Genomic DNA, 19,680 nt, shown 5'->3' on the forward strand with positions numbered 1-19,680 from the left:
ACCCTTGATAGCTGCGATCTATCAGGGTGTTGCTCTAAGATTAAATCTGACATGTATATGACCCTCCTGAGGGGGTTACATACGAACCTGTATATCCTCCTGAGATATATAGCTTCTTCTGTACAAGCTAGTTGGGGAACTAGTGAGGCAGACAGTGAGGGTTATTCTATTCAGTGGGGACTGAGTAGGGTAATCCTATTTTTTTTAAGTATACTAACTTGCATTACCGTATAGCGTTAACTATTACGAATAGAAGAGGGGGAAACAAATATGATTAGCAAACAAGAATTAAATGATGAATTGCGGACTCAGTGGAAAGCTCAACAGGAGCACTACGGAACACCTATTGTGTTCTTTGCTAATAAGATTGGCTTTAGTAAGACGACTGTTAGGAGATGGATTGAAGGATCGTTCGACTTCTCAATGGGTTCGGCTCAAGTGGTACAAGCTTATTTAAATCAATAACGAGAACGTTGACTCCTAAGGTGCTGAAGCCCTAGAGGTGGAGCCTCAGGAGTTATCTTACTCACTATACATATTCAAACAAGTTTTCCATAACGATTCTAGGAGGTAGGACAATGAAGAAATCAGCCAAGTTAGATGCAAGCCAACAAGAAATCGTCCTCAAGTTAAGTCATGTGAGAGACATGTTTGCTCACAGAGTGGCCATGAAAGACAACCTCATGTTAGGAAACCATATGCCAAAGCTAAAGAGATTAGCTAAGGAAAAGGGAGTACTTGGTGAGGACGGTCAAATTCCTGTCGAGTATGCACAAGCGTATTACGATGAGGTCGCTAAAGTGTCCGCTAAAGTGGATAAGGACTTCGAGGAGTTCAAGAAAGCATTCGATAAATATTTTGGAGAGTAATTGTTCTCTATCAATACAGAACATTGAGGTCGCCTAACTAGGTGGCTTATTTGTCGTTCTCGGGGTGGTACTCTCCCAGCTTCTCAGCTAAAGAAGACAAATATACATAGCACCCTAAGAGGTAGCTACAGGAGGAATATACTATATGGCAGATTTAACTTTAGGACAACACCCTTTACTAAAGAAAGCATTCTTGGATGCACGATTCAAACATCTAACAGAGAAACGCTTCATTGCTGACTCTCTATTTATGAAAGTGAGTGCGGATGCTTTAGCGGTTAAATACTTCAAGGACGCTGACGTAGACTCACAAGGACGTTACAACTATGAAGAAGTACCTGAGGTAGGCGAAGGATCTAGCTACAAGCGTATCGGCTTATCAGAAGTAGCTAAGATTGAGATGATCCGTAAGTACGGCTTAGAGGCAGCTGTCTCTTATGAAATGCAAAAGTGGGGGCAAACAGGTGTATTCGAACGAATCTTCCTTAAATTGTCTAACTCAGTAGTGGCTATGGTTAACACTATGGCTTACGACAAGATTCACTCTGAGCCTAACATTGGAGGACGCACAAAGACGGGTGCAGCAGGAGACGAAACTTGGGATAATGCCGCTCTAGGTGCTGACAAAATGATTAGCGATATCATTGACGCTAAGGCTTCAGCTAAGAAGTTTGGCTACTCTCTTGATACGATGGTTATCTCTACAGAGACGGAAGCACTGTTCTTGAAGAATAAAGGTATTCGTGATGCTCTACGTGAGAACAACACAGATATCGCTTTACTAAACGGCTACATTGGTAACTTCTTAGGGTTGGACGTTATCGTTGATGAGAACTATAGTGATGACCAAGTGTTAATGTTACAACGTGGAATCCTTGGAGACATTGCCGATGCGGAGCCATTGAAGTCTCATACGTATAACCAAGAGGAAGACTCTACTACGATCTTACGTGTGAGCCGTTTCACTACAGCTTACGTAACAGATCCGAAAGCAGTTTACTTACTTAAGAATATCAAAGCTTAATAGCTTAACACTGGGGGTCGGCTATTGGCTGGCTCCCTATTTTTATTTACCAGGAGGCAGGACAACCATGATAGAAAAATTCAATGAAGGCTCAATCACTGGGGGAGACTTACTCAAAGATGCTGTACTATTTTTGGAGGGAACTCACCGAGGTAAACCATATACAAAGCAAGACTTACATACCCTTGCTAACTCGTTTAACAAGGCTGACAATGTGCCAGTCCAGTTAGACCACAGTGAGAGCGCAAAGGACACTGTAGGCTTCTTAGAGAGCGTATCTGTACAGGGTGGCCAACTCTTAGGTAAGCTACGTATCATTGACGAGAAGGTAAAGGAACGAGTAGACAAGGGACTTATGAAGAAGGTCTCCGTGTCATTCTACACAGACACTACCGGTAAGCCTACACGTTTACGTGAAGTTAGCCTAGTAGCTTTCCCACAAGTCAAGGGAGCGGAACTGTTTAACGAATCACTAAGCGAGGACGAACAATTCTATAAAAACTATGTAGCTGGTCTAGGGATTGGCTCAAGAGGGAGGAAACTATAATGGGTAAAGGAATGAAAGGACAGCCTATGGAGTGGAAAGACGAGGAAGCAAAGAAGCGTTCTCTAGCAAACTTACAGCCTAATGCGGCTATGAAGCACGGACTACGTAGCCAGAACTTTGAGGCTACATTAACAGAAGCAGAGCTTCAGCAGATTGCTAAGACAGAGAGCGACATCTTAGCACAGCTAGGAGATTCAGCGACCTCTACAGACAAGATCAATGCAGAGAGATACGCTATTGCACTCATCAAGGTACAACGAGCTGACCAAATTGAGAACGTATCTATCAAGTATAAAGACTTCACAAAGGAGCTTCTTGAGATTGAGAAACAGTTAGGCCTAGACAGACGTTACCGATTGAGTAAATCTAACACTGAGAATCCTTCTAATACTGATTGGATGCTTAGCTTGTTTGATGGTGCTAACGAAAAACTATAGGAGGCAGTCTCGTATGGATAAACTACATGTATTGTATACTGTGAAAGTTAAGTTTAAGGGAGAAGAAGCTGGGGAGAAAGTCCTGAAAAGGAAGCACCTCTCTAAGTGCGTTAAGGGGAAAGTATCTGACCAGCTCCAGTTTGTCTATGACTTCTATAGCCAACTATATAATACGAATTACACTGAGATGGTAGGCCTAGACATGAAGTTTATCTCAGTAGCTGAGTACGATGAATTATACCAAGAGGTATACGAGTGAGGAATGAATGCCGATGAGGAAGGAAGACACGGAGTTTAAACTTAGAGTGATGATTCTGCTATGGGTTGTACTATACGGAGCATTCGCTATGTTAGTACTCTTTAATATCTAGAAAGTAAATACCGAGGTAGCGTTCCTGAGTGAGAAAATATCACTTAAAGAATATGCTATCTCTTTTTTATAACTTTTCGGATGTAACCTTACAGAGAAAATGCATAGTCGTAACATCTGGGTATTACCGTAGTAAGCCAGCTTTACAAAAGGTATTTTATTTCTAGATTGACTACTCTATAATCAGATTTGGAAGGTGGTGATAAGATGATACCTATACTGAAATACAAAGATATTTCAAGGCAAACGCTAGAAGTAGAGTTTATCGTAGGTTCAATGTATTTTACAATTAAGGATGAATACAGACGTTATGTCCATTGTATATTCTCGGGTGGAAGATCTCGTGAATTTGTGAGAATCTTAAGTGATGGAGAGATGGCTGAGGTGTTAGATCTTGGAGGAGATTCGTTGAGAGTTCGTCCTTTGAGAGATGACTATCTCGCTATTGAAATTGAATCGAAGGGGATGGAAAAGGGGTTTGTGTTAGATAAACATCAAGCCCAAGAGTTATCTAATTGGTTTCAACGAGTGCACAAATTATAATTTCAATTACCGTAATGATATCGATGAGGAAAAACAAAAGAGCCGACTCGATGAGAGTCAGCCTGAGGGGGAGTGTCCTAGAGGTTTTAGTTTCGTCCCCCTTAGTTATTATCTTCTCGATCCCACACTCTTAGTTTCCCCTTTTCAAATACCATGACTGCAAAGTCAATCTCGCCAGTTTCCTCACCGTCACCATCGTAGGTTACGTCTGTGTAGCCGTTAGAGCTGGTACGCTCTCCGTTGCCGCCCACAAGATCAGCAACCTCTGAGAGTGTCATCCCTTCCTCTAAGGAATTGTATTCCTCTTCGGAGATTGTTGAACTGTTGCAGGCGCTAAGTAGGATAATACTGGACAGGAAAACAACCATTCGTTTTTTCATTGGTATTCCTCCTCAGTTATTTCGTTTAAATTAAAACTAAGAGTTTTAGAGATTTTGCCAGCTCGCAAGATAACTACATACGTAAGGCCTAGTTGGAATGTATCTACTTTGCAAACTTTATTAGTGATACGAGATAGTGAGTCTTGGAAGTTGGACACTAAAGTATCGATCTCCTCCATAGCGATATCTAACTTAGTTGGTTGAATAGTATTTGTTGTCATAAAAAATCTCTCCCTTTAGTTTTTATTTGTTTACACGAGATAGGTAATACTTACAGGTGTACAATCATGAGTGAAACGATGTAACCGGCTGCGCAAAGAAAGCTTATACTACCGCCAGCTACCAAGGTTGATGTAACCCACTCTTTAGGTTTCAACTTATTCGCCTCCTGTGGGGTCGAACCTTTACAGCTATTCCTGCTCGTGATAATATAGGGAGGAAAGAGCCTTATAGGTTCGACTGAATTGCGTAGCCTTGTTCGGTATACTCGCCAAAGTATAACTACCGAGTAGGGCTATTTTGTTTTGTATAGTTCTAGGTTAGTCGGTTAACTTCTTGCCAGCATACATTCGAGTTAACATTTTATCGATCTTATTAGCTTTATCTACTGTGTTAATCTTGTTGAGTTGATTAAAAGCTGTATAAAACCTCTTAGCATCCTCGATGGATTCCAGTTCATAGAAGTCTTTGACTTTGCCGTAAAACTTTTGTTGCTTACTTTCCAATTTCCTTGCTCACCTCATTCCCTGAGTGGCTTAATTACATATTAATTAAAAGTTCTAGAACCGTCAATACTTTTATGGAAGTTTTTTAAATCCATTTCTTTGACTCACAATTTATCCTTACAACCAATTATATTATCTACCTATTTTGGGTTGCCAAAGTAAGCTTGAATAAGTGTAAAGCTATTTAGAGTGCGTACGAGCTTATTACACGTTACATAACTTGTTTAGGTGCAAACGTAATAAGTTGGATAATAAAAACTCATACAAGGGAATCTAGAGCTTCGTTTTATGAGGTGGCTCGAAAATGGAGGTGTTATTTTACATCATATGGCATTCAATCGAGCATATACCTAATCAGTTGCCAGACCCTTAGACACAACACACCGAGGACTATCTCTAAATTTGATCATCGTACAAGAACCAGATGTAATGCCACCCCTAGTAATCAATCGGGCATAGCTAAATAGAGATACTTCCTATGTTAAAGAGCTATAAGACAGCAACCAGATAGGAGGGAATATTACTTACAGTAATCCTACTGAAGGAAGTTGAAAAGTTTGCATTTAAGAGATCGCTGAGCAGTAGATAACTTCTGAGCCAGAACTCCATAGAAATAACCATTGAAATCACGTACACGTTTAGATTTGCTAGCAAGAATGCTAGCTCGTAACCCTGAGATAGCTACCTCTACAGTATTAACTAAATCGGGTGCGTACTTTCGAGCAGCCAATTGAACACGACTCCATAGTTTGTACACCTCAGTTGCATCAAAGTAGGAGATGGCCAAGCTAGCGAACTCGGTAGGAACATCAGCAGCAATTAAGTCATCTATGCCTAGATCGTCTACGTATGTATTATCTTTAGAGCTTTTAGTTTTGTAAGTAATTGTATCTGTATGAGAAGGATGCTCCTCAATGTACTCAGGAGTAGGCTCTGCAGCTTCCTCGCAAGGTGACTTAACAAGGTGACTCTCATAGGGATTGATCACTGTTATTGAAGCGCTATATCCACCTTTAACAGGCTTGAATTGGTTGATACGAGTAATGATTCCTAAATCAGATAAACCCTTGAGAGCACGCTGTATAGTGCGCTTAGAGTAACCTGTGAGATTAGCTAAAGAGTCTACTTTGAGGTAGCTAACTCCTATGAATTTGCATGAGTAACAAGCAAGCTTCCATAACACTGTGTACTCTGATTCTTTAAGTTTGTACGCTGACAGGTATTCACTAATAGAATTGTCCATCTCAGTAATTGAATTAAAAGATTGGTATTTTCGTAGTTCCTTCATAGTAAATAATCTCCTTAATAGGAGTTACTTGCAGAGTGTACCTTAGGATAGTACAATATAAGCAAATAGCTCCATAGTTATTTTGTGAAAGAGTCCTGTCTGGCCGCCAAACTAGAGCAGGACTCTTTTGTGTTTACTTATAGGTCGAACCTATTGAGAGGGTTATACTTATCATTGGATTCAGCCAACGAGTTACCGAAAGCATGTAGGTAAACTTCAGTAGTTCTTATCTGGGAGTGATGCATAAGCTTACTCAAGGTGTATATATCCATGCCAGCTCTTAAACAGTTGCTCGCATAGGTATGCCTAAACATGTGAGCTGTAGTTTTGAAACCCATGCGTGAAGACAATCTGGTGAACATTAACTTGACAGCGTTCACTGTGAGTGGATTACCTCTGTGGTCATTAAACACATGAGCAGGCAACTTAATGTAGTACTTCTCGCAGAATAATCTCCACTCGTACAACTCTCGAGCCACCTTATCCGTTAACGGAGTAGACAGGCTCTTACGATTCTTCCCGAAGATAGTGATAGTCTTATTGAGTAAATCCACGGAATCCCACCTCATGGATACCAGCTCGCCTAGTCTTATGCCTGTACCTGCAAGGACGACTATTATGGTATGACCTCTGTAGCTATACAACGTGTTTTCTCGAGAACGCATCCTCCTGTAGTATCTAAGCATTTGCTTTATCTGTTCATCGGAGTACACCTTGATGGCCTTGTCCGTCTTAGCAGGCTTAATCTTGTTAGTGGGATTGCTACGGATTTCTATAATGTCCTCATCCTCTAGGTATCTAAAGAATGTTTTCAAGTGCTGGAGCTTACCATTACGAGTAACTACTGTGTTTCCTCTCTCCTTGGAACAGTAGAGGAGGTAGCCCTTTATAATTTGTGGAGTAATATCCTCGATGTTAATGATCTCCTTCTCAGCAACGAGCCAGCGAGAAAACTCATTGAGTGTATCTCCGTAGCTCTGTATTGTCCTAGGAGCTAGCCCACTGAGTTCTTTATCCTCTAGGTAATCCTTAACCATAAATCTAAGTAGTGCCATTTAGTTTCCCCCTTGAGTACGCACAAAAAGACCACCTCCATAGGCTACTTGTGAGTAACCTAGAAAGTGGTCTCTTGTGAGAATATTGTTTCTGTCATAGACAACCATTCAGCTTGACCTTGTGAGGCTTGTCCTGCCTCGGGTGAATTAACTCGCCTGTCCTACCATAGCGGATAATGAATTTTCAGCGGAAGTAGAGGCGGATGCGATGATCACGCCATCTTTTTCAATATAGTATGTGCGTCCTGTATTTGTTTCGATAGCCTGCCTTAATATTTTCTCTGATTCATTGGTAGTCGGAAATTCAGCGATGTCACTTCGTAATTTCATAATTCGCTCTATATCATCTAGTGAGGCAAGTTTAATTGTTTCATGAATTGGTGTGCTAGCTAAGTTGTTGTCATTTAGACATTCGCAAAAATACATTTCATTTTTAGTACCTAGTTGTATATTTGAAGCAGTTTCAAATTGTTCTACGATAGTTGACTTACCAGAGAGTTTAAGTGGCTTATATGCGGAAAGAAGTGCCTCATAATCAGTGGTAATAAATTCTTCTTTACTATAGGGTATAAATGAATCGTGGAATCGGAGTAGAATTGATTTTAATGTTCCATTCTCTTTAAATACTCCCCATAATTCTTGAAAATCTGTGTCATAACCGAAAGCTTCAATATCTCCAATAATAAACAAGTTAAGGGCTGCTTCTTCTTTTAGATAAGCGAATACTTGTTCATGATCTTTCTTTGTTAATTTTCGCATCATAACGAATCGACCTCTTTTTTTATTTTTCTAAATATTATAACTTAAGTTTTTTGAAATCAATATAAAATTTTATGTTTAGTTCACAAACTTTCGGAAAAACTAGGAAAGATATGACAAAGGAGGTTATGAACGGTGGATCATCCAATTCAAGGGTTAATGAAAGCAGCAATGGAAAATTTAAAAGAAATGGTTGATGTAAATACGATTGTTGGAGAGCCTGTTCAAACGGCTGACGGTGGTGTGGTGTTAACTGTTTCTAAAGTAGCGTTCGGTTTTGGAGCAGGAGGTTCTGATTTCCAAACGAATGATGGACAAAGAGCGAACGGTAACCCTGCATTTGGTGGCGGTAGCGCGGGTGGTGTTTCGATTACACCAGTAGCATTTCTTGTGGTGAATAAAGATGGAGTAAATATTCTGCATCTACAAAATGCGACACATTTAGCAGAAAAAATGATTGAATTAGCTCCACAAACAATTGATAAAATTCAATCGATGTTCCAAAAAGAAGAAAAGAAAGAGGGAAATCATCATCATCAAAACCCTGATGAAATCCTTTAAAAACGCCTGCTTATGAGCAGGCGTTTTTTCTTGTAATCACTATGTAATAAAACACATGAAATTGTAAATAGTTTTTGAAGTTTTTTCTATGTTTCTAAAATTTTTCATGTTAAAATATGCTATAGAATTGAAACATATAAAACGAAGGTGGCTAGGTGCTTTGTCTGGAGGATCTGACCAAGTAAAGAATATGATATATATTAATGGTAATCGTCGAGGTCATTGTTTTATTACATCAGGAATTACGTTTAAAGAGTTTGCGAGTAACATCCCTTCACCGCTTCATCAAGTGTTGCTTTTAAAGCACAACTTTGAATGGACGGATTTTCATTATCATACTTTATTTGAATATGTTGAGGAAGAAAATATACATAAGTTAATTCAAGCAGAGATTGATGAATTTGATGAATTTTGTTGGGTAGATTTTGATGATGCAAGCGATTTAGATGAATTAGAGCCGAAAGAAATTGCAGAATTATTATATTTGGCTCACAAAAAAGAACCACTTGCAAGAACATTTTTTCCGCTGTTGAAAAATAGATTTGTTTATTTTTCACATGATGACGGATGGTACAACAAAGTGTATTATCGTAGAATTGCTGATTTTGTAGGAATGTTAAGTAAAGTCATTCCGTATAAACTCGGTGCTTTCGGTAAGAAACGTTTTTCTTTCTTCCAAAAATCAAAAATTTTCCCAGCGATTTCAAAAGAATTGATTATGGGACTTATTCCACTAATGGAAGATGGTCTTTACATAGATCTAGCAGGGAAGATTGAGTCAAGAAGAGGTCTTGAAATTCCGGTATATGTAGTTGGTTCGTATGAAAGTACGGATGAGGTGTTAGATAATATCGATGAATTGAAAGAGGAAGCAACAGAAACAGGTTGGCTCATTTTTGATAAGAAAGAACAAGAGTGGCAATGGGTTGTTGACTAAGAAAACTTGGCGTATGAAGTCAAGTTTTCTTGTCATTTGAAAGGAGTACAAATGAAGAAATATTATACAATTGTGGGTATTATAAGTATTATTCTCGTGGCAATATTACTTATAACTTGTCCGAAAGAATCAGATTTTAAAGTGTATGTACAGGATAAGTATGCGTTGAATTGTAATGAGAGTAGTTTTGAATGCACGCAAAATGTAGATGGTAAAAAAGAAAAACTACAATTTGAAAGTACAGATGCACGAAATGGTGTATTCTTTATGACTGTAAAGCAAACATTTAAAACAGAAGCTGGTGTTTCAAAAGAATATAGCGGAGTAGGAATGTTTGGTACATTTCTTTTTGTTTCAGAGAAGACTTTCTAGTAATAGAAGGTCTTTTTTTTATGCTTATGTTCATATAGATGAAGTAAGACAAGCATAGGAGGGGTATTGATGAAGAACACATGTATTGTTTGTGGCGGTGAGGAGTTTTTTTCCTCAACGTTATATGCACGTACGAAACAAGATTGGGCATATGCACCAAACATGTATCGATTTGAAAAAGTATTTATTGAGCATCGAGATGAAGAAAATTATCCAGTGTTTCAAGAAATTACAGCGAAACATTGTTGTGGATGCGGCCATATTATGTTGTATCATGAATGAACACACCAAGCATGACTTGGTGTGTTTTTTTAAAACGCTGACAAAGCAAGCGGATAAAATAAAGTGAATAAAACAGAAAAACTACCAAAACCAATTGCTGTATATCCAAGTGTTCTTGCTCCGAAATTGACAGCTAATAGACCAACTAAAATTGCTAGGGAGCCGAGCGTAACTGGATAAAAAGCAATGGAGAATAACGAAAGAAATAAAGCGACATAGCCTACCATTGCACCGGTATTTGTACCTTCTATCTCATTTGCAATTTCTTTACGCTTATGTCTAATTGGAATGCCAGCTGGTGATATTTCAGCTGCATACTCTTCGTTTTTTTCACCACTTTTAAAATGATGATTTCTCTTTCTTCGCATGTACATCCCTCTCTTTCAATTGGGTGTACCTATAGTATCTTTCATAAAGAGAAGAACATGAGTATGAGTTAAACCCAAGTAAAGCAAAAATTGGAGAATAAAGATTCCTTCATTAGCATGTATATCTCCTTATGAAGATAAAACAGGAATTTTGGAAAATGATATAGAATGAAATGAGTGATAAAGCGTGAAGGTAGGGGAATGTATGACGAAATTTAATTGGCATGAATCAGCAGAAAAGAAATGGGATAGTAGCGCAGAGTTTTGGAATCAAAATAGTCAAGAGATGTGGGACAGTGGTAGCAGAAGTACAATTATTCCGTTTTTTGAACAATACGTGAAGAAAGAAGCACAAGTGCTCGATGTTGGTTGTGGTGATGGGTACGGTACATATAAATTAAGTAGCGCAGGCTATAAAGCAGTGGGAGTAGATTTATCGGAAGTGATGATTCAAAAAGGTAAGGAGCGCGGAGAAGGACCGAATTTATCTTTTATAAAAGGAGATCTTTCTGCATTACCATTTGAAAATGAGCAATTTGAATCAATTATGGCAATTAATTCTTTAGAATGGACGGAAGAGCCATTACGAGCGTTAAATGAAATAAAGCGTGTGTTAAAGAAAGATGGATATGCATGTATTGCAATTTTAGGGCCGACAGCAAAGCCACGAGAGAACAGTTATCCTCGCTTGTATGGAAAAGACGTTGTTTGTAATACGATGATGCCTTGGGAATTTGAACAGTTAGCGAAAGAACAAGGTTTTAAAGTTATAGATGGCATCGGCGTATATAAGCGCGGAGTAAATGAGAAGATGTTAGGTCAACTACCTACAGAGTTACAACAATCGTTAACATTCTTATGGGTATTTATGTTAAAAAACGTATAAAGAAATGAAAGAATTTTTAGGAGGTAAATAAGTGCAGAAAATACAAAAAACTGATACAATATCATCAGAACCAATTAAAGGGGGACTAGGGTATATGACAACTACTACAACAGTGAAATCCGATATTGAAATCGCACAAGAAGCGAGTATGAAGAAGATTCAAGAAATTGCAGCTGATTTAAATATTTTAGAAGATGAATTAGAGCCATACGGGCATTATAAAGGTAAGTTATCTCTTGATATTTTTAAGCGCTTACAAGATGAGAAAGACGGTAAAGTTGTTTTAGTAACAGCGATTAACCCAACTCCAGCTGGAGAAGGTAAATCAACAGTAACAGTTGGTTTAGGTCAAGCTTTTAACAAAATTGGTAAGAAAACAGTAATTGCACTTCGTGAACCATCTCTTGGACCGACGATGGGATTAAAAGGTGGAGCAGCAGGTGGCGGTTTTTCACAAGTCGTACCAATGGAAGACATTAACCTTCACTTTACTGGAGATATCCATGCGATCACAACTGCCAATAACGCATTAGCAGCGTTTATTGATAATCATATCCAACAAGGAAACACACTTGGAATTGATACGCGTAAAATTGTTTGGAAACGCTGTGTTGACTTAAATGATCGTGCCCTTCGTAACGTAGTAATTGGTCTGGGTGGACCTGTACAAGGTGTACCACGTGAAGACGGTTTTGACATTACAGTAGCATCTGAAATTATGGCCGTGTTCTGCCTTGCAACAGATATTCAAGACTTAAAAGCGCGTCTATCTCGCATCGTAGTTGCTTATAACTTTGCAAATCAACCTGTAACGGTTAAAGATTTAGGTGTAGAAGGTGCGTTAACACTATTATTAAAAGACGCATTAAAGCCGAACTTAGTACAAACGTTAGAAAATACACCAGCTATCATTCATGGCGGACCATTTGCGAATATCGCTCACGGTTGTAACAGTGTTATCGCTACAACAATGGCAGCAAAATTAGGTGATTATGTTATTACAGAGGCTGGATTCGGTGCTGATTTAGGTGCTGAGAAGTTTTTAGATATTAAAGCTCGTGCAGCTGGCATTAAACCAGAAGCAGTTGTTATTGTTGCGACGATTCGTGCGCTTAAAATGCATGGCGGCGTTGCAAAAGATCAATTAAAAGAAGAAAATGTAGATGCATTAGCAAAAGGTATGGAAAACTTACAGAAGCATGTTGAAACAATTCAAAGCTTCGGTGTGCCTTTCGTAATTGCAATTAATAAATTCATTACAGATACAGATGCAGAAGTTACATACTTACAAGAGTGGTGTAATGAGCGTGGCTATGCAGTATCCTTAACAGAAGTTTGGGAGAAAGGTGGCCAAGGCGGAGTTGACCTTGCTGAAAAAGTACTAAAAGAAATCGAAAAAGGTGAAAACAACTACGCACCACTTTATGAATTAGAATTACCATTAGAAGAAAAAATTCGTACAATTGCTCAAAAAGTATATGGCGCAAAAGATATTGAATTTGCTCCGAAAGCACGTAAGCAATTAGCTCAATATGAAGGAGAAGGTTGGAGTAATCTACCAGTTTGTATGGCGAAAACACAATACTCTCTTTCTGACGATGCAACAAAATTAGGTCGTCCATCTGACTTTATCGTTACAATTCGTGAGCTAAAACCATCGATCGGTGCAGGCTTTATCGTTGCGTTAACAGGTACAATGTTAACAATGCCAGGTCTTCCAAAACAGCCAGCAGCACTTCAAATGGATGTAAATGAAGATGGAAAAGCAGTAGGTTTATTCTAAAAGGTTGTAATTCATCTCGTTTATCTGTAAACTATATATACATCAAGTGGCGCCTTTCCATCGAAAGGCGCCTGTTTTTTGGAGGAAATTATGTTTGATCCAACTGCTTTTGACAATTTAAAAGTAATCGTAGAAGGTGCTGTGTATGATTTTGATCTACATGGAGATATTCTTGTAACAGATCGAAAAGATATGATGGATCTTGCTTCATTAAGTCGTATATATCATATCTCATTTCAATTAACAGAACCGTTTGAACCATTAGTAGAAGCAACATTTTCATTATCTGTGGATGCAAAGAACTTGTCTGGTGAAATACTAGAAGTGCCTCAGTTTACACCAGGTTGTGAGATGAAGCTAGCATTTTCATTCCCGTTAGAACAACCAGAAGTAAAATGTGAAGAAATTGAAACATTAATGCGTTCTATATGGGGAAAAGAAAGAATGATTATGCAGAAAGTTTCATACGAATATAATAAGCAAGCGATTTCATATCATAATAAGGTAGAGGTTCTATTTCAAAAAGCGATTACAGAAGACCATGTTGATGATTTAATAGCTGTTATTTCACACATGATAGAAACGGTGCGAACAATACAGCATTTTCTTCAAAAATAGAGATAAAGGAGAAAAACAAATGATAAAAGATATGCAACCATTTTTACAACAAGCTTGGGAGAAGGCTGGTTTTAAAGAGTTAACTGAAATTCAAAAACAAGCGATTCCAACTATTTTAGAAGGACAAGACGTTATAGCTGAATCTCCAACTGGAACAGGAAAAACATTAGCGTACTTATTACCCCTTTTACATAAAATTAATCCTGAAGTAAAACAGCCACAAGTTGTTGTTTTAGCGCCAACACGTGAACTTGTAATGCAAATTCATGAAGAGGTTCAAAAGTTTACAGCAGGAACTGAAATTTCAGGTGCATCTTTAATTGGTGGTGCAGATATTAAGCGCCAAGTTGAAAAATTAAAGAAACACCCAAGAGTAATTGTCGGTTCACCAGGCCGTATTTTAGAATTAATTCGTATGAAAAAGCTAAAAATGCATGAAGTAAAAACAATTGTATTTGATGAGTTTGATCAAATTGTAAAGCAAAAAATGATGGGCGCAGTGCAAGATGTAATTAAATCAACGATGCGCGATCGTCAATTAGTATTCTTCTCGGCGACAATGACAAAAGCGGCAGAAGATGCGGCACGTGATTTAGCAGTGGAACCACAATTAGTACGTGTAACACGTGCAGAATCAAAAAGCTTAGTTGAGCATACGTATATCATTTGTGAGCGACGCGAAAAAAATGATTACGTAAGAAGAATTATGCATATGGGCGATGTAAAAGCAGTTGCGTTCTTAAACGACCCATTCCGTTTAGATGAAATTACTGAGAAATTGAAATTCCGTAAAATGAAAGCAGCAGCTCTTCATGCAGAAGCAAGTAAACAAGAGCGTGAAGCGACAATGCGTGCTTTCCGCGGAGGGAAATTAGAAATTCTACTTGCTACTGATATTGCAGCACGCGGTATCGATATTGACGATTTAACACACGTAATTCATTTAGAGTTACCAGACACAGTAGACCAATATATTCACCGCTCAGGACGTACTGGACGTATGGGTAAAGAAGGAACTGTCGTGTCTCTTGTAACACCACAAGAAGAGCGTAAATTACTACAATTTGCGAAAAAACTAGGCATCGTATTTACGAAGCAAGAAATGTTCAAGGGATCATTTGTAGAAACGAAACCGAAAGCACCAAAGAAAAAGAAACCAGCATTTACTGGGAAGAAAAAGCCTAGATAAATGATAGGGAAGGCGTAACCATTTGTAGTTACGTCTTTTTTGTTTGTAAACAAGCGATAATGGGAATTGTATTAGTGTTTTTAATGTGCCTATCATATATATGCTTCTACTGGGAGTATCGAAAAAAGGGTAGTTTATTTATTTGGTTTATACGAGGAAATAATATAAAAAAAGTCGAATATTAAACTGACACGAAATAATAAAAAGAAGGTACACATATGGATAGGAAATTAGGAATGTTTTTAAATACGAAACATATTGAAGTAAACGAAGGAATACAAAAAGCAAGGGAATGGGATTTAGAATATATTCAATTATATGCTATGAATAAAAACTTTAACTTAGCTAATATCTCAATGGTAGAATGGAATGCTTTAAAGAAAAGCTTATCTTTTAATGGAATAAAGATTCCATCATTAGCAATTAGTTTTGGAGAAAATGGAATTATGGGAATAGAAGCTGAGAGTGCAATAGATCAGTTTAAATATATTACTGACAGAGGTTTGGGGCTTGGGGCAAAGATCATAACAGCTCATATTGGAAAAGTTCCAGATGATGAAAAAAGTGCCTACTATGATAAAATGCTACGTGTTTGTAATGAAATAGGGGACTTAGCGTTCAGATTTGGAGGATTCTTCGCCATTGAGACGGGATCTGAAAAAGCAATAGTATTAAAACGATTTTTAGAAACTGCAAACTCGAAAGGACTAGCTGTTAACTTTGACCCAGCAAATTTAATAAGTGATGTAAATGAAAATCCGGGAGAAGGTTTATTACTATTAAAAGATTATATAGTACAAATTCATATTAAAGATTGTAAAGAAGTGAAAAATGATCGTTCAACTAAGTATATAGAAGTCGCAGCAGGGAATGGTGAAGTAGATTTCGATATATTCTTCAAAGTATTAGATAAAATTGGATTCGACGGATATAACATGATTGAAAGAAATGATTATTTTGATGAACTGGATGGGATGAGTCAGTCGATAAATTTTGCAAAGAAGTACATACCAACTCAAAAGGAATAACGATAGTATTTGTAGAAAGCTACATAGAATATAAAAACCATTAGGGGGAAATGTAATGATCCATAAAGTAGGACAAATTATGTTATATGTAAATAATCAAGATGAGGCAGTAAATTTTTGGACGGAAAAGGTAGGGTTTCATGTAGTAGCAGAGGAAGATAACAAGCAAGGAATGAGATGGATTGAAATTGCTCCGACTAACGGTGCAGAAACGAGCATTATATTACATAATAAAGAAGTTATTTCTAAAATGAGCCCAGAATTGAATCTTGGTACACCGTCCTTAATGTTCTTCTCAGAAAATCTTGATCAATTATATACAGATTTAACAAACAAAAATGTTACTGTTGGAGAAATGGTAACTATGCCTTCTGGTAAAGTGTTTAACTTTGCTGATAGCGAAGGGAATTATTTTGCGGTTATGGAGAAGAACCAATAATAATATTGCTATGTGAAAATCCCCCTCAAATATATTTGAGGGGGATTAAATTTTTGAAGTGGATTTTTCATTAGAGAGTTGTTTAATAAAAAATACTCCTTTTTCAATCGCTGTCTCAATATAGCCAACGATTTGGTCAAACGTAAATACTTGTAAGTCTTCATGCAAATATTGCTTTGGATACAACATATCTTCAAAAAGATACTTTCGAAAAGCTAAAACGTTTTCTTTAGAAACCTCTTCAATATCCACAATGTGAGCCTCTTGATTGAGAAGAGAGAAAAGCTGTTGTTCTTGATCGTAATGATGAAGCAACTTTGCATTTAACAATTTAAAATCGTTATAGTACAGGGGTGCGATAGTTTCGTCATTCTCTATTCTATTTTTTAGCCAAGGTAGAAAAAATCCACTTAGCCAATTATCATCGGCGATGAGATGGGTATAATAGCCTAAAATAAATGGGGAATTTATATGTGATTCATATTTATGAAAAAATGAATCATAATCTATTCTTCTCGTATAGTTCTTCGTTGTACCGGCATAAAAATGTGAGGTTCCTTTTTCTTTTTTTGAATGAACAGCATCAGGGGCTACAGCTCCAAGTAAGAAAGAAGTCTTATCGTGAATAGATAGTTTCTCAGCAATACCGTTAGCGATAATAACATGCATAATTCGTGATCCCATGAATGCCACCTCTGTTTCCAGTATTCATTTCAGGAAGAGGACTGAACAGTTAGTATTACTTTCCCTGTACTTTTTCTACTTTCGACCCATTCATGTGCTTTCCCTGCATCTTGAAGTGGAAAAGATTTCGTAGCCTTAATTTGTAAACGTCCGTCACGCAAATAACGGAAAACTTCATTTGCAGTTTCTTGGAGCAGTTCAGGACGCTTTTTTCGTGTGGTTCCAAAGCTAAAACCGAGTATAGAGCGGCAACTTGCATGTAAATCTTTCGTTTGAAAGTTACCAATTTCACCGCTAGCATTACCGAAATGAACGAGGCGACCGTAAAAAGCAAGGCAGTTTAAACTTCTTTCAGAAACAGTTCCAGAAATAGAGTCCAAAATAATATTCACTCCTTCTCCGTTTGTCAGCTCATTGACTTTCTCTACAAAATCTTCAGTTTGATGACAAATTACATAATCAGCTCCAGCATCTAAAGCGATTTTTCTTTTCGTTTCACTTCCGATAGTACCGATAACTGTTCTAGCCCCTAATAGTTTTGCAAGTTGAATTGCGGTAGTACCAATCCCGCCAGCAGCTGCATGAATGAGTACAGATTCACCTTTTTGAATTCTTGCAACATTTGCGAGTAAATTATAGCTTGTAAAGGATACGATTGGACAAGCGGCTGCAGTTTGAAAGTCGACTTCATGGGGTAAAACGAAAGTAAGATTTTCATTTGCAACAACGTATTCTGCGTAAGATCCATTTTGAGGAAAAACAATGACACGTTGTCCAGGGTGAATATTTTTCACATGAGAACCGACACGTTCTACAATACCAGTGGCATCTATACCTGGAATAAAAGGTAGTGCTTTATTTCCTTTTTTACCATAACGTGATTTAATATCAGCGAAATTTACACTAGTAGCAACTACGCGAATTAAAACTTGATCTTCTGAAATAGCCGGTATATCAAAATCTGTATATTTCATCACTTCAGGACCACCGAACGACGTTACAACGATAGCTTTCATTATATGTCCTCCTAAATTTGACTATATAAATTATTTTAAATCTTTATCAGAAATTGGAAAAATATATAATAGTTATGTGTGGTTATAAGTGAAGCTTATGAACTCAGTGGATCATTATATTAATTTATATAAAAAACTTTTTCGGAAAAATCGAACGAAATATGAATTACCTGCCAATATATAGTGTAAGACAAAGGAGGGCTGGAATATGAAGGGTGAAATAGATTACGCACATTTAATTCAATTAACTTTATCAGGCAATAAAGAAGCGTATAGCGAATTGTATGATGTAACGATTCAAGAAGTATATAAAACAGCACATTTTTTAATTGAAGATAAAACGGATGTAGATGATGTCGTTCAAGAAGTATACATACAGCTATATGAATCGCTTCGTAAATATGATAGCGAGAAGCCATTTCGCCCTTGGCTAATTGGGCTTGCGATTAAACAAATTCATTCTTATAGAAGAAAGAGGTGGATGCGACTAAGAATTATAAAAAAAGCAGAAGAGCAAAGAAAGCCAGTGCAAATTGATTTTTCTAACGATGTTGTAAGTAAAATATCAAACCAAAAACTAATCGAACTCATTCATAAATTACCGTATAAATTGAAACAAGTTATTATCTTAAGATACTTACACGATTATTCACAAGAAGAAGTAGCACAAATATTACATATTCCAATCGGTACAGTGAAATCTAGAATTCATGCGGCATTAAAGAAACTACGTCAAAAAGAGCAAGTAGAAGAAATTTTTTTAGGAGAGGTAGGGAATGTGAAATGAGTTTAGATTGTAGAGTTAGGGAATCTATACAAGAAGAAGCAAAGGGTATTGTTGCCCCGCCGGATTTAAAAGAAAAAGTAATCGTGCAAATAAAAATGAAGCACGGCGGGAGTAAGAGGAAGAAACGCCTTATCGCAGGAGTACTTGCAGCAGCTCTTTTAATCCCGACGACAGGTTTTGCGTACCAATCTATTATGGCGGATGGTATATATGGATCTTTTGAGAATTTAAAAAAACATGCCGGAGCAATGACATTAGAAACGTATATGCGTTTTAATGCAAAATTATCAGAAGCGAAAGATGAAATGGGTGCGAAGGAATATGAAGAGTTTACAAAAGAACTGAAAAAATTAACTAATGCAAAGCTTGCGTACGGAGATTCGAATGGTAATATAGATTATGATGGATTATCACCAGCAAAAAGAGAAGAAATGAAAAAGGTAAGTATGGGCCTTCAACCATACTTTGATAAATTAAATGGTCATAAATCTAGTAAAGAAGTATTAACGCAAGAAGAGTTTGATCGCTATATGGAAGCTTTAATGACACATGAAATAGTACGAGTGAAGATAAAATCAACTGGTGCAATAAAAATAGAAGAAGTACCTGAGGCGTACAAAGAAAGATTTATTAAAGCGGAGCAGTTTATGGAGTATGTAGATGAAAAGGTGAGATAAGTAAAAAAACTCAAAGCTTTAGCTTTGAGCTTTCTTTATTAAAAGAAAATAGAGGA

Annotated in this window: 27 protein-coding genes and 1 pseudogene; 19 read left to right on the forward strand and 9 right to left on the reverse strand. The window is 37.4% G+C overall.

Going from position 1 to position 19,680, the window contains the following annotated elements:
* Positions 1 to 270: 270 nt before the first annotated feature.
* From ACTFRM_RS06580 to ACTFRM_RS06610, 7 genes are all read left to right on the forward strand, one after another.
* The gene (locus ACTFRM_RS06580) at positions 271 to 465 is read left to right on the forward strand and encodes a hypothetical protein (protein WP_000624046.1); all 195 of its coding nucleotides are present in this window, start codon (positions 271 to 273) and stop codon (positions 463 to 465) included.
* Positions 466 to 578: 113 nt separating this feature from the next.
* On the forward strand, positions 579 to 869 hold the full coding sequence (locus tag ACTFRM_RS06585) for a hypothetical protein (RefSeq protein WP_000747852.1): 291 nt from the start codon (positions 579 to 581) through the stop codon (positions 867 to 869).
* Positions 870 to 1,014: 145 nt separating this feature from the next.
* On the forward strand, positions 1,015 to 1,893 hold the full coding sequence (locus tag ACTFRM_RS06590; protein WP_440043131.1) for a phage major capsid protein: 879 nt from the start codon (positions 1,015 to 1,017) through the stop codon (positions 1,891 to 1,893).
* A 67-nt stretch (positions 1,894 to 1,960) separates the two neighbouring features.
* Positions 1,961 to 2,440, forward strand: a complete 480-nt coding sequence (locus ACTFRM_RS06595) for a hypothetical protein (protein WP_322375403.1) — start codon at positions 1,961 to 1,963, stop codon at positions 2,438 to 2,440.
* Positions 2,440 to 2,877 carry a hypothetical protein gene (locus tag ACTFRM_RS06600; protein WP_000515254.1) on the forward strand — a complete coding sequence of 146 codons (438 nt, stop codon included), beginning with the start codon at positions 2,440 to 2,442 and terminating at the stop codon, positions 2,875 to 2,877. Before ACTFRM_RS06595 ends, ACTFRM_RS06600 begins: the two co-directional genes overlap by 1 nt.
* A gap of 13 nt (positions 2,878 to 2,890) precedes the next feature.
* Positions 2,891 to 3,136 carry a hypothetical protein gene (locus ACTFRM_RS06605; protein WP_322375404.1) on the forward strand — a complete coding sequence of 82 codons (246 nt, stop codon included), beginning with the start codon at positions 2,891 to 2,893 and terminating at the stop codon, positions 3,134 to 3,136.
* Positions 3,137 to 3,454: 318 nt separating this feature from the next.
* The gene (locus tag ACTFRM_RS06610) at positions 3,455 to 3,790 is read left to right on the forward strand and encodes a hypothetical protein (protein WP_440043132.1); all 336 of its coding nucleotides are present in this window, start codon (positions 3,455 to 3,457) and stop codon (positions 3,788 to 3,790) included.
* Positions 3,791 to 3,891: 101 nt separating this feature from the next.
* On the opposite strand, the gene ACTFRM_RS06615 is transcribed toward ACTFRM_RS06610, so the two are convergent.
* The 6 genes and pseudogenes from ACTFRM_RS06615 to ACTFRM_RS06640 all read right to left on the reverse strand — a co-directional run.
* Positions 3,892 to 4,170, reverse strand: coding sequence for a hypothetical protein (locus tag ACTFRM_RS06615; RefSeq protein WP_089607414.1), 279 nt, complete (start codon positions 4,168 to 4,170; stop codon positions 3,892 to 3,894).
* Entirely contained in the window at positions 4,167 to 4,391 is a 225-nt protein-coding gene (locus tag ACTFRM_RS06620; protein WP_440043133.1) for a hypothetical protein, read from the reverse strand. Before ACTFRM_RS06620 ends, ACTFRM_RS06615 begins: the two co-directional genes overlap by 4 nt.
* Positions 4,392 to 4,709: 318 nt before the next feature.
* Positions 4,710 to 4,895: a hypothetical protein gene (locus tag ACTFRM_RS06625; protein ID WP_000444252.1), complete on the reverse strand. Its 186-nt coding sequence runs from the start codon at positions 4,893 to 4,895 to the stop codon at positions 4,710 to 4,712.
* Between the two features lie 535 nt (positions 4,896 to 5,430).
* Complete coding sequence (locus tag ACTFRM_RS06630; RefSeq protein WP_440043134.1) at positions 5,431 to 6,183, reverse strand: helix-turn-helix domain-containing protein; 753 nt, start codon at positions 6,181 to 6,183, stop codon at positions 5,431 to 5,433.
* A 137-nt stretch (positions 6,184 to 6,320) separates the two neighbouring features.
* A complete protein-coding gene (locus ACTFRM_RS06635; RefSeq protein ID WP_440043135.1) occupies positions 6,321 to 7,238 on the reverse strand; it encodes a tyrosine-type recombinase/integrase in 918 nt (305 codons plus the stop codon).
* 162 nt (positions 7,239 to 7,400) lie between these two features.
* Positions 7,401 to 8,000, reverse strand: a pseudogene (locus ACTFRM_RS06640) (GNAT family N-acetyltransferase); the annotation flags it as partial.
* Between the two features lie 132 nt (positions 8,001 to 8,132).
* Between ACTFRM_RS06640 and ytfJ the strand changes: the two are divergent.
* From ytfJ to ACTFRM_RS06660, 4 genes are all read left to right on the forward strand, one after another.
* Complete coding sequence (gene ytfJ, locus ACTFRM_RS06645) at positions 8,133 to 8,558, forward strand: GerW family sporulation protein (RefSeq protein ID WP_173600570.1); 426 nt, start codon at positions 8,133 to 8,135, stop codon at positions 8,556 to 8,558.
* 160 nt (positions 8,559 to 8,718) lie between these two features.
* Positions 8,719 to 9,495 (forward strand): oxalate:formate antiporter, encoded by a 777-nt coding sequence (locus ACTFRM_RS06650; protein WP_000014087.1) that lies wholly within the window; start codon positions 8,719 to 8,721, stop codon positions 9,493 to 9,495.
* 51 nt (positions 9,496 to 9,546) lie between these two features.
* Positions 9,547 to 9,867 (forward strand): hypothetical protein, encoded by a 321-nt coding sequence (locus ACTFRM_RS06655; RefSeq protein WP_000761174.1) that lies wholly within the window; start codon positions 9,547 to 9,549, stop codon positions 9,865 to 9,867.
* Positions 9,868 to 9,936: 69 nt separating this feature from the next.
* On the forward strand, positions 9,937 to 10,149 hold the full coding sequence (locus ACTFRM_RS06660) for a hypothetical protein (RefSeq protein WP_000798747.1): 213 nt from the start codon (positions 9,937 to 9,939) through the stop codon (positions 10,147 to 10,149).
* A 29-nt stretch (positions 10,150 to 10,178) separates the two neighbouring features.
* On the opposite strand, the gene ACTFRM_RS06665 is transcribed toward ACTFRM_RS06660, so the two are convergent.
* Complete coding sequence (locus tag ACTFRM_RS06665; RefSeq protein WP_001253200.1) at positions 10,179 to 10,517, reverse strand: hypothetical protein; 339 nt, start codon at positions 10,515 to 10,517, stop codon at positions 10,179 to 10,181.
* A gap of 205 nt (positions 10,518 to 10,722) precedes the next feature.
* Here ACTFRM_RS06665 and ACTFRM_RS06670 point away from each other — a divergent pair, with 205 nt between their 5' ends.
* From ACTFRM_RS06670 to ACTFRM_RS06695, 6 genes are all read left to right on the forward strand, one after another.
* Positions 10,723 to 11,403, forward strand: coding sequence for a class I SAM-dependent methyltransferase (locus tag ACTFRM_RS06670; protein ID WP_000160049.1), 681 nt, complete (start codon positions 10,723 to 10,725; stop codon positions 11,401 to 11,403).
* 94 nt (positions 11,404 to 11,497) lie between these two features.
* Positions 11,498 to 13,186, forward strand: coding sequence for a formate--tetrahydrofolate ligase (locus tag ACTFRM_RS06675; protein WP_014482011.1), 1,689 nt, complete (start codon positions 11,498 to 11,500; stop codon positions 13,184 to 13,186).
* A gap of 90 nt (positions 13,187 to 13,276) precedes the next feature.
* Positions 13,277 to 13,804, forward strand: a complete 528-nt coding sequence (locus ACTFRM_RS06680; protein WP_000460219.1) for a hypothetical protein — start codon at positions 13,277 to 13,279, stop codon at positions 13,802 to 13,804.
* A 19-nt stretch (positions 13,805 to 13,823) separates the two neighbouring features.
* Positions 13,824 to 14,993, forward strand: coding sequence for a DEAD/DEAH box helicase (locus ACTFRM_RS06685; RefSeq protein WP_000588613.1), 1,170 nt, complete (start codon positions 13,824 to 13,826; stop codon positions 14,991 to 14,993).
* 218 nt (positions 14,994 to 15,211) lie between these two features.
* The gene (locus ACTFRM_RS06690; RefSeq protein WP_173600569.1) at positions 15,212 to 16,021 is read left to right on the forward strand and encodes a sugar phosphate isomerase/epimerase family protein; all 810 of its coding nucleotides are present in this window, start codon (positions 15,212 to 15,214) and stop codon (positions 16,019 to 16,021) included.
* Positions 16,022 to 16,076: 55 nt separating this feature from the next.
* Positions 16,077 to 16,460, forward strand: coding sequence for a VOC family protein (locus tag ACTFRM_RS06695; protein ID WP_000581478.1), 384 nt, complete (start codon positions 16,077 to 16,079; stop codon positions 16,458 to 16,460).
* A gap of 45 nt (positions 16,461 to 16,505) precedes the next feature.
* Here the strand turns inward: ACTFRM_RS06695 and ACTFRM_RS06700 are convergent, their stop codons facing one another.
* Together ACTFRM_RS06700 and ACTFRM_RS06705 are read right to left on the reverse strand one after the other, a co-directional pair.
* Positions 16,506 to 17,144 carry a zinc dependent phospholipase C family protein gene (locus ACTFRM_RS06700; protein ID WP_000535623.1) on the reverse strand — a complete coding sequence of 213 codons (639 nt, stop codon included), beginning with the start codon at positions 17,142 to 17,144 and terminating at the stop codon, positions 16,506 to 16,508.
* 29 nt (positions 17,145 to 17,173) lie between these two features.
* Positions 17,174 to 18,160, reverse strand: a complete 987-nt coding sequence (locus ACTFRM_RS06705) for a quinone oxidoreductase family protein (protein ID WP_173600568.1) — start codon at positions 18,158 to 18,160, stop codon at positions 17,174 to 17,176.
* Between the two features lie 208 nt (positions 18,161 to 18,368).
* Between ACTFRM_RS06705 and ACTFRM_RS06710 the strand changes: the two genes are divergently transcribed.
* Both ACTFRM_RS06710 and ACTFRM_RS06715 read left to right on the forward strand, forming a co-directional pair.
* Positions 18,369 to 18,947 (forward strand): sigma-70 family RNA polymerase sigma factor, encoded by a 579-nt coding sequence (locus tag ACTFRM_RS06710; RefSeq protein ID WP_000675556.1) that lies wholly within the window; start codon positions 18,369 to 18,371, stop codon positions 18,945 to 18,947.
* On the forward strand, positions 18,944 to 19,624 hold the full coding sequence (locus tag ACTFRM_RS06715; protein ID WP_000050672.1) for a DUF3600 domain-containing protein: 681 nt from the start codon (positions 18,944 to 18,946) through the stop codon (positions 19,622 to 19,624). The genes ACTFRM_RS06710 and ACTFRM_RS06715 overlap by 4 nt, the downstream gene beginning before the upstream one ends.
* The last annotated feature ends 56 nt before the right edge of the window (positions 19,625 to 19,680 follow it).

It is taken from the genome of Bacillus cereus group sp. MYBK227-1 (assembly GCF_051916325.1).
Classification (GTDB): Bacteria; Bacillota; Bacilli; order Bacillales; family Bacillaceae_G; genus Bacillus_A; species Bacillus_A cereus.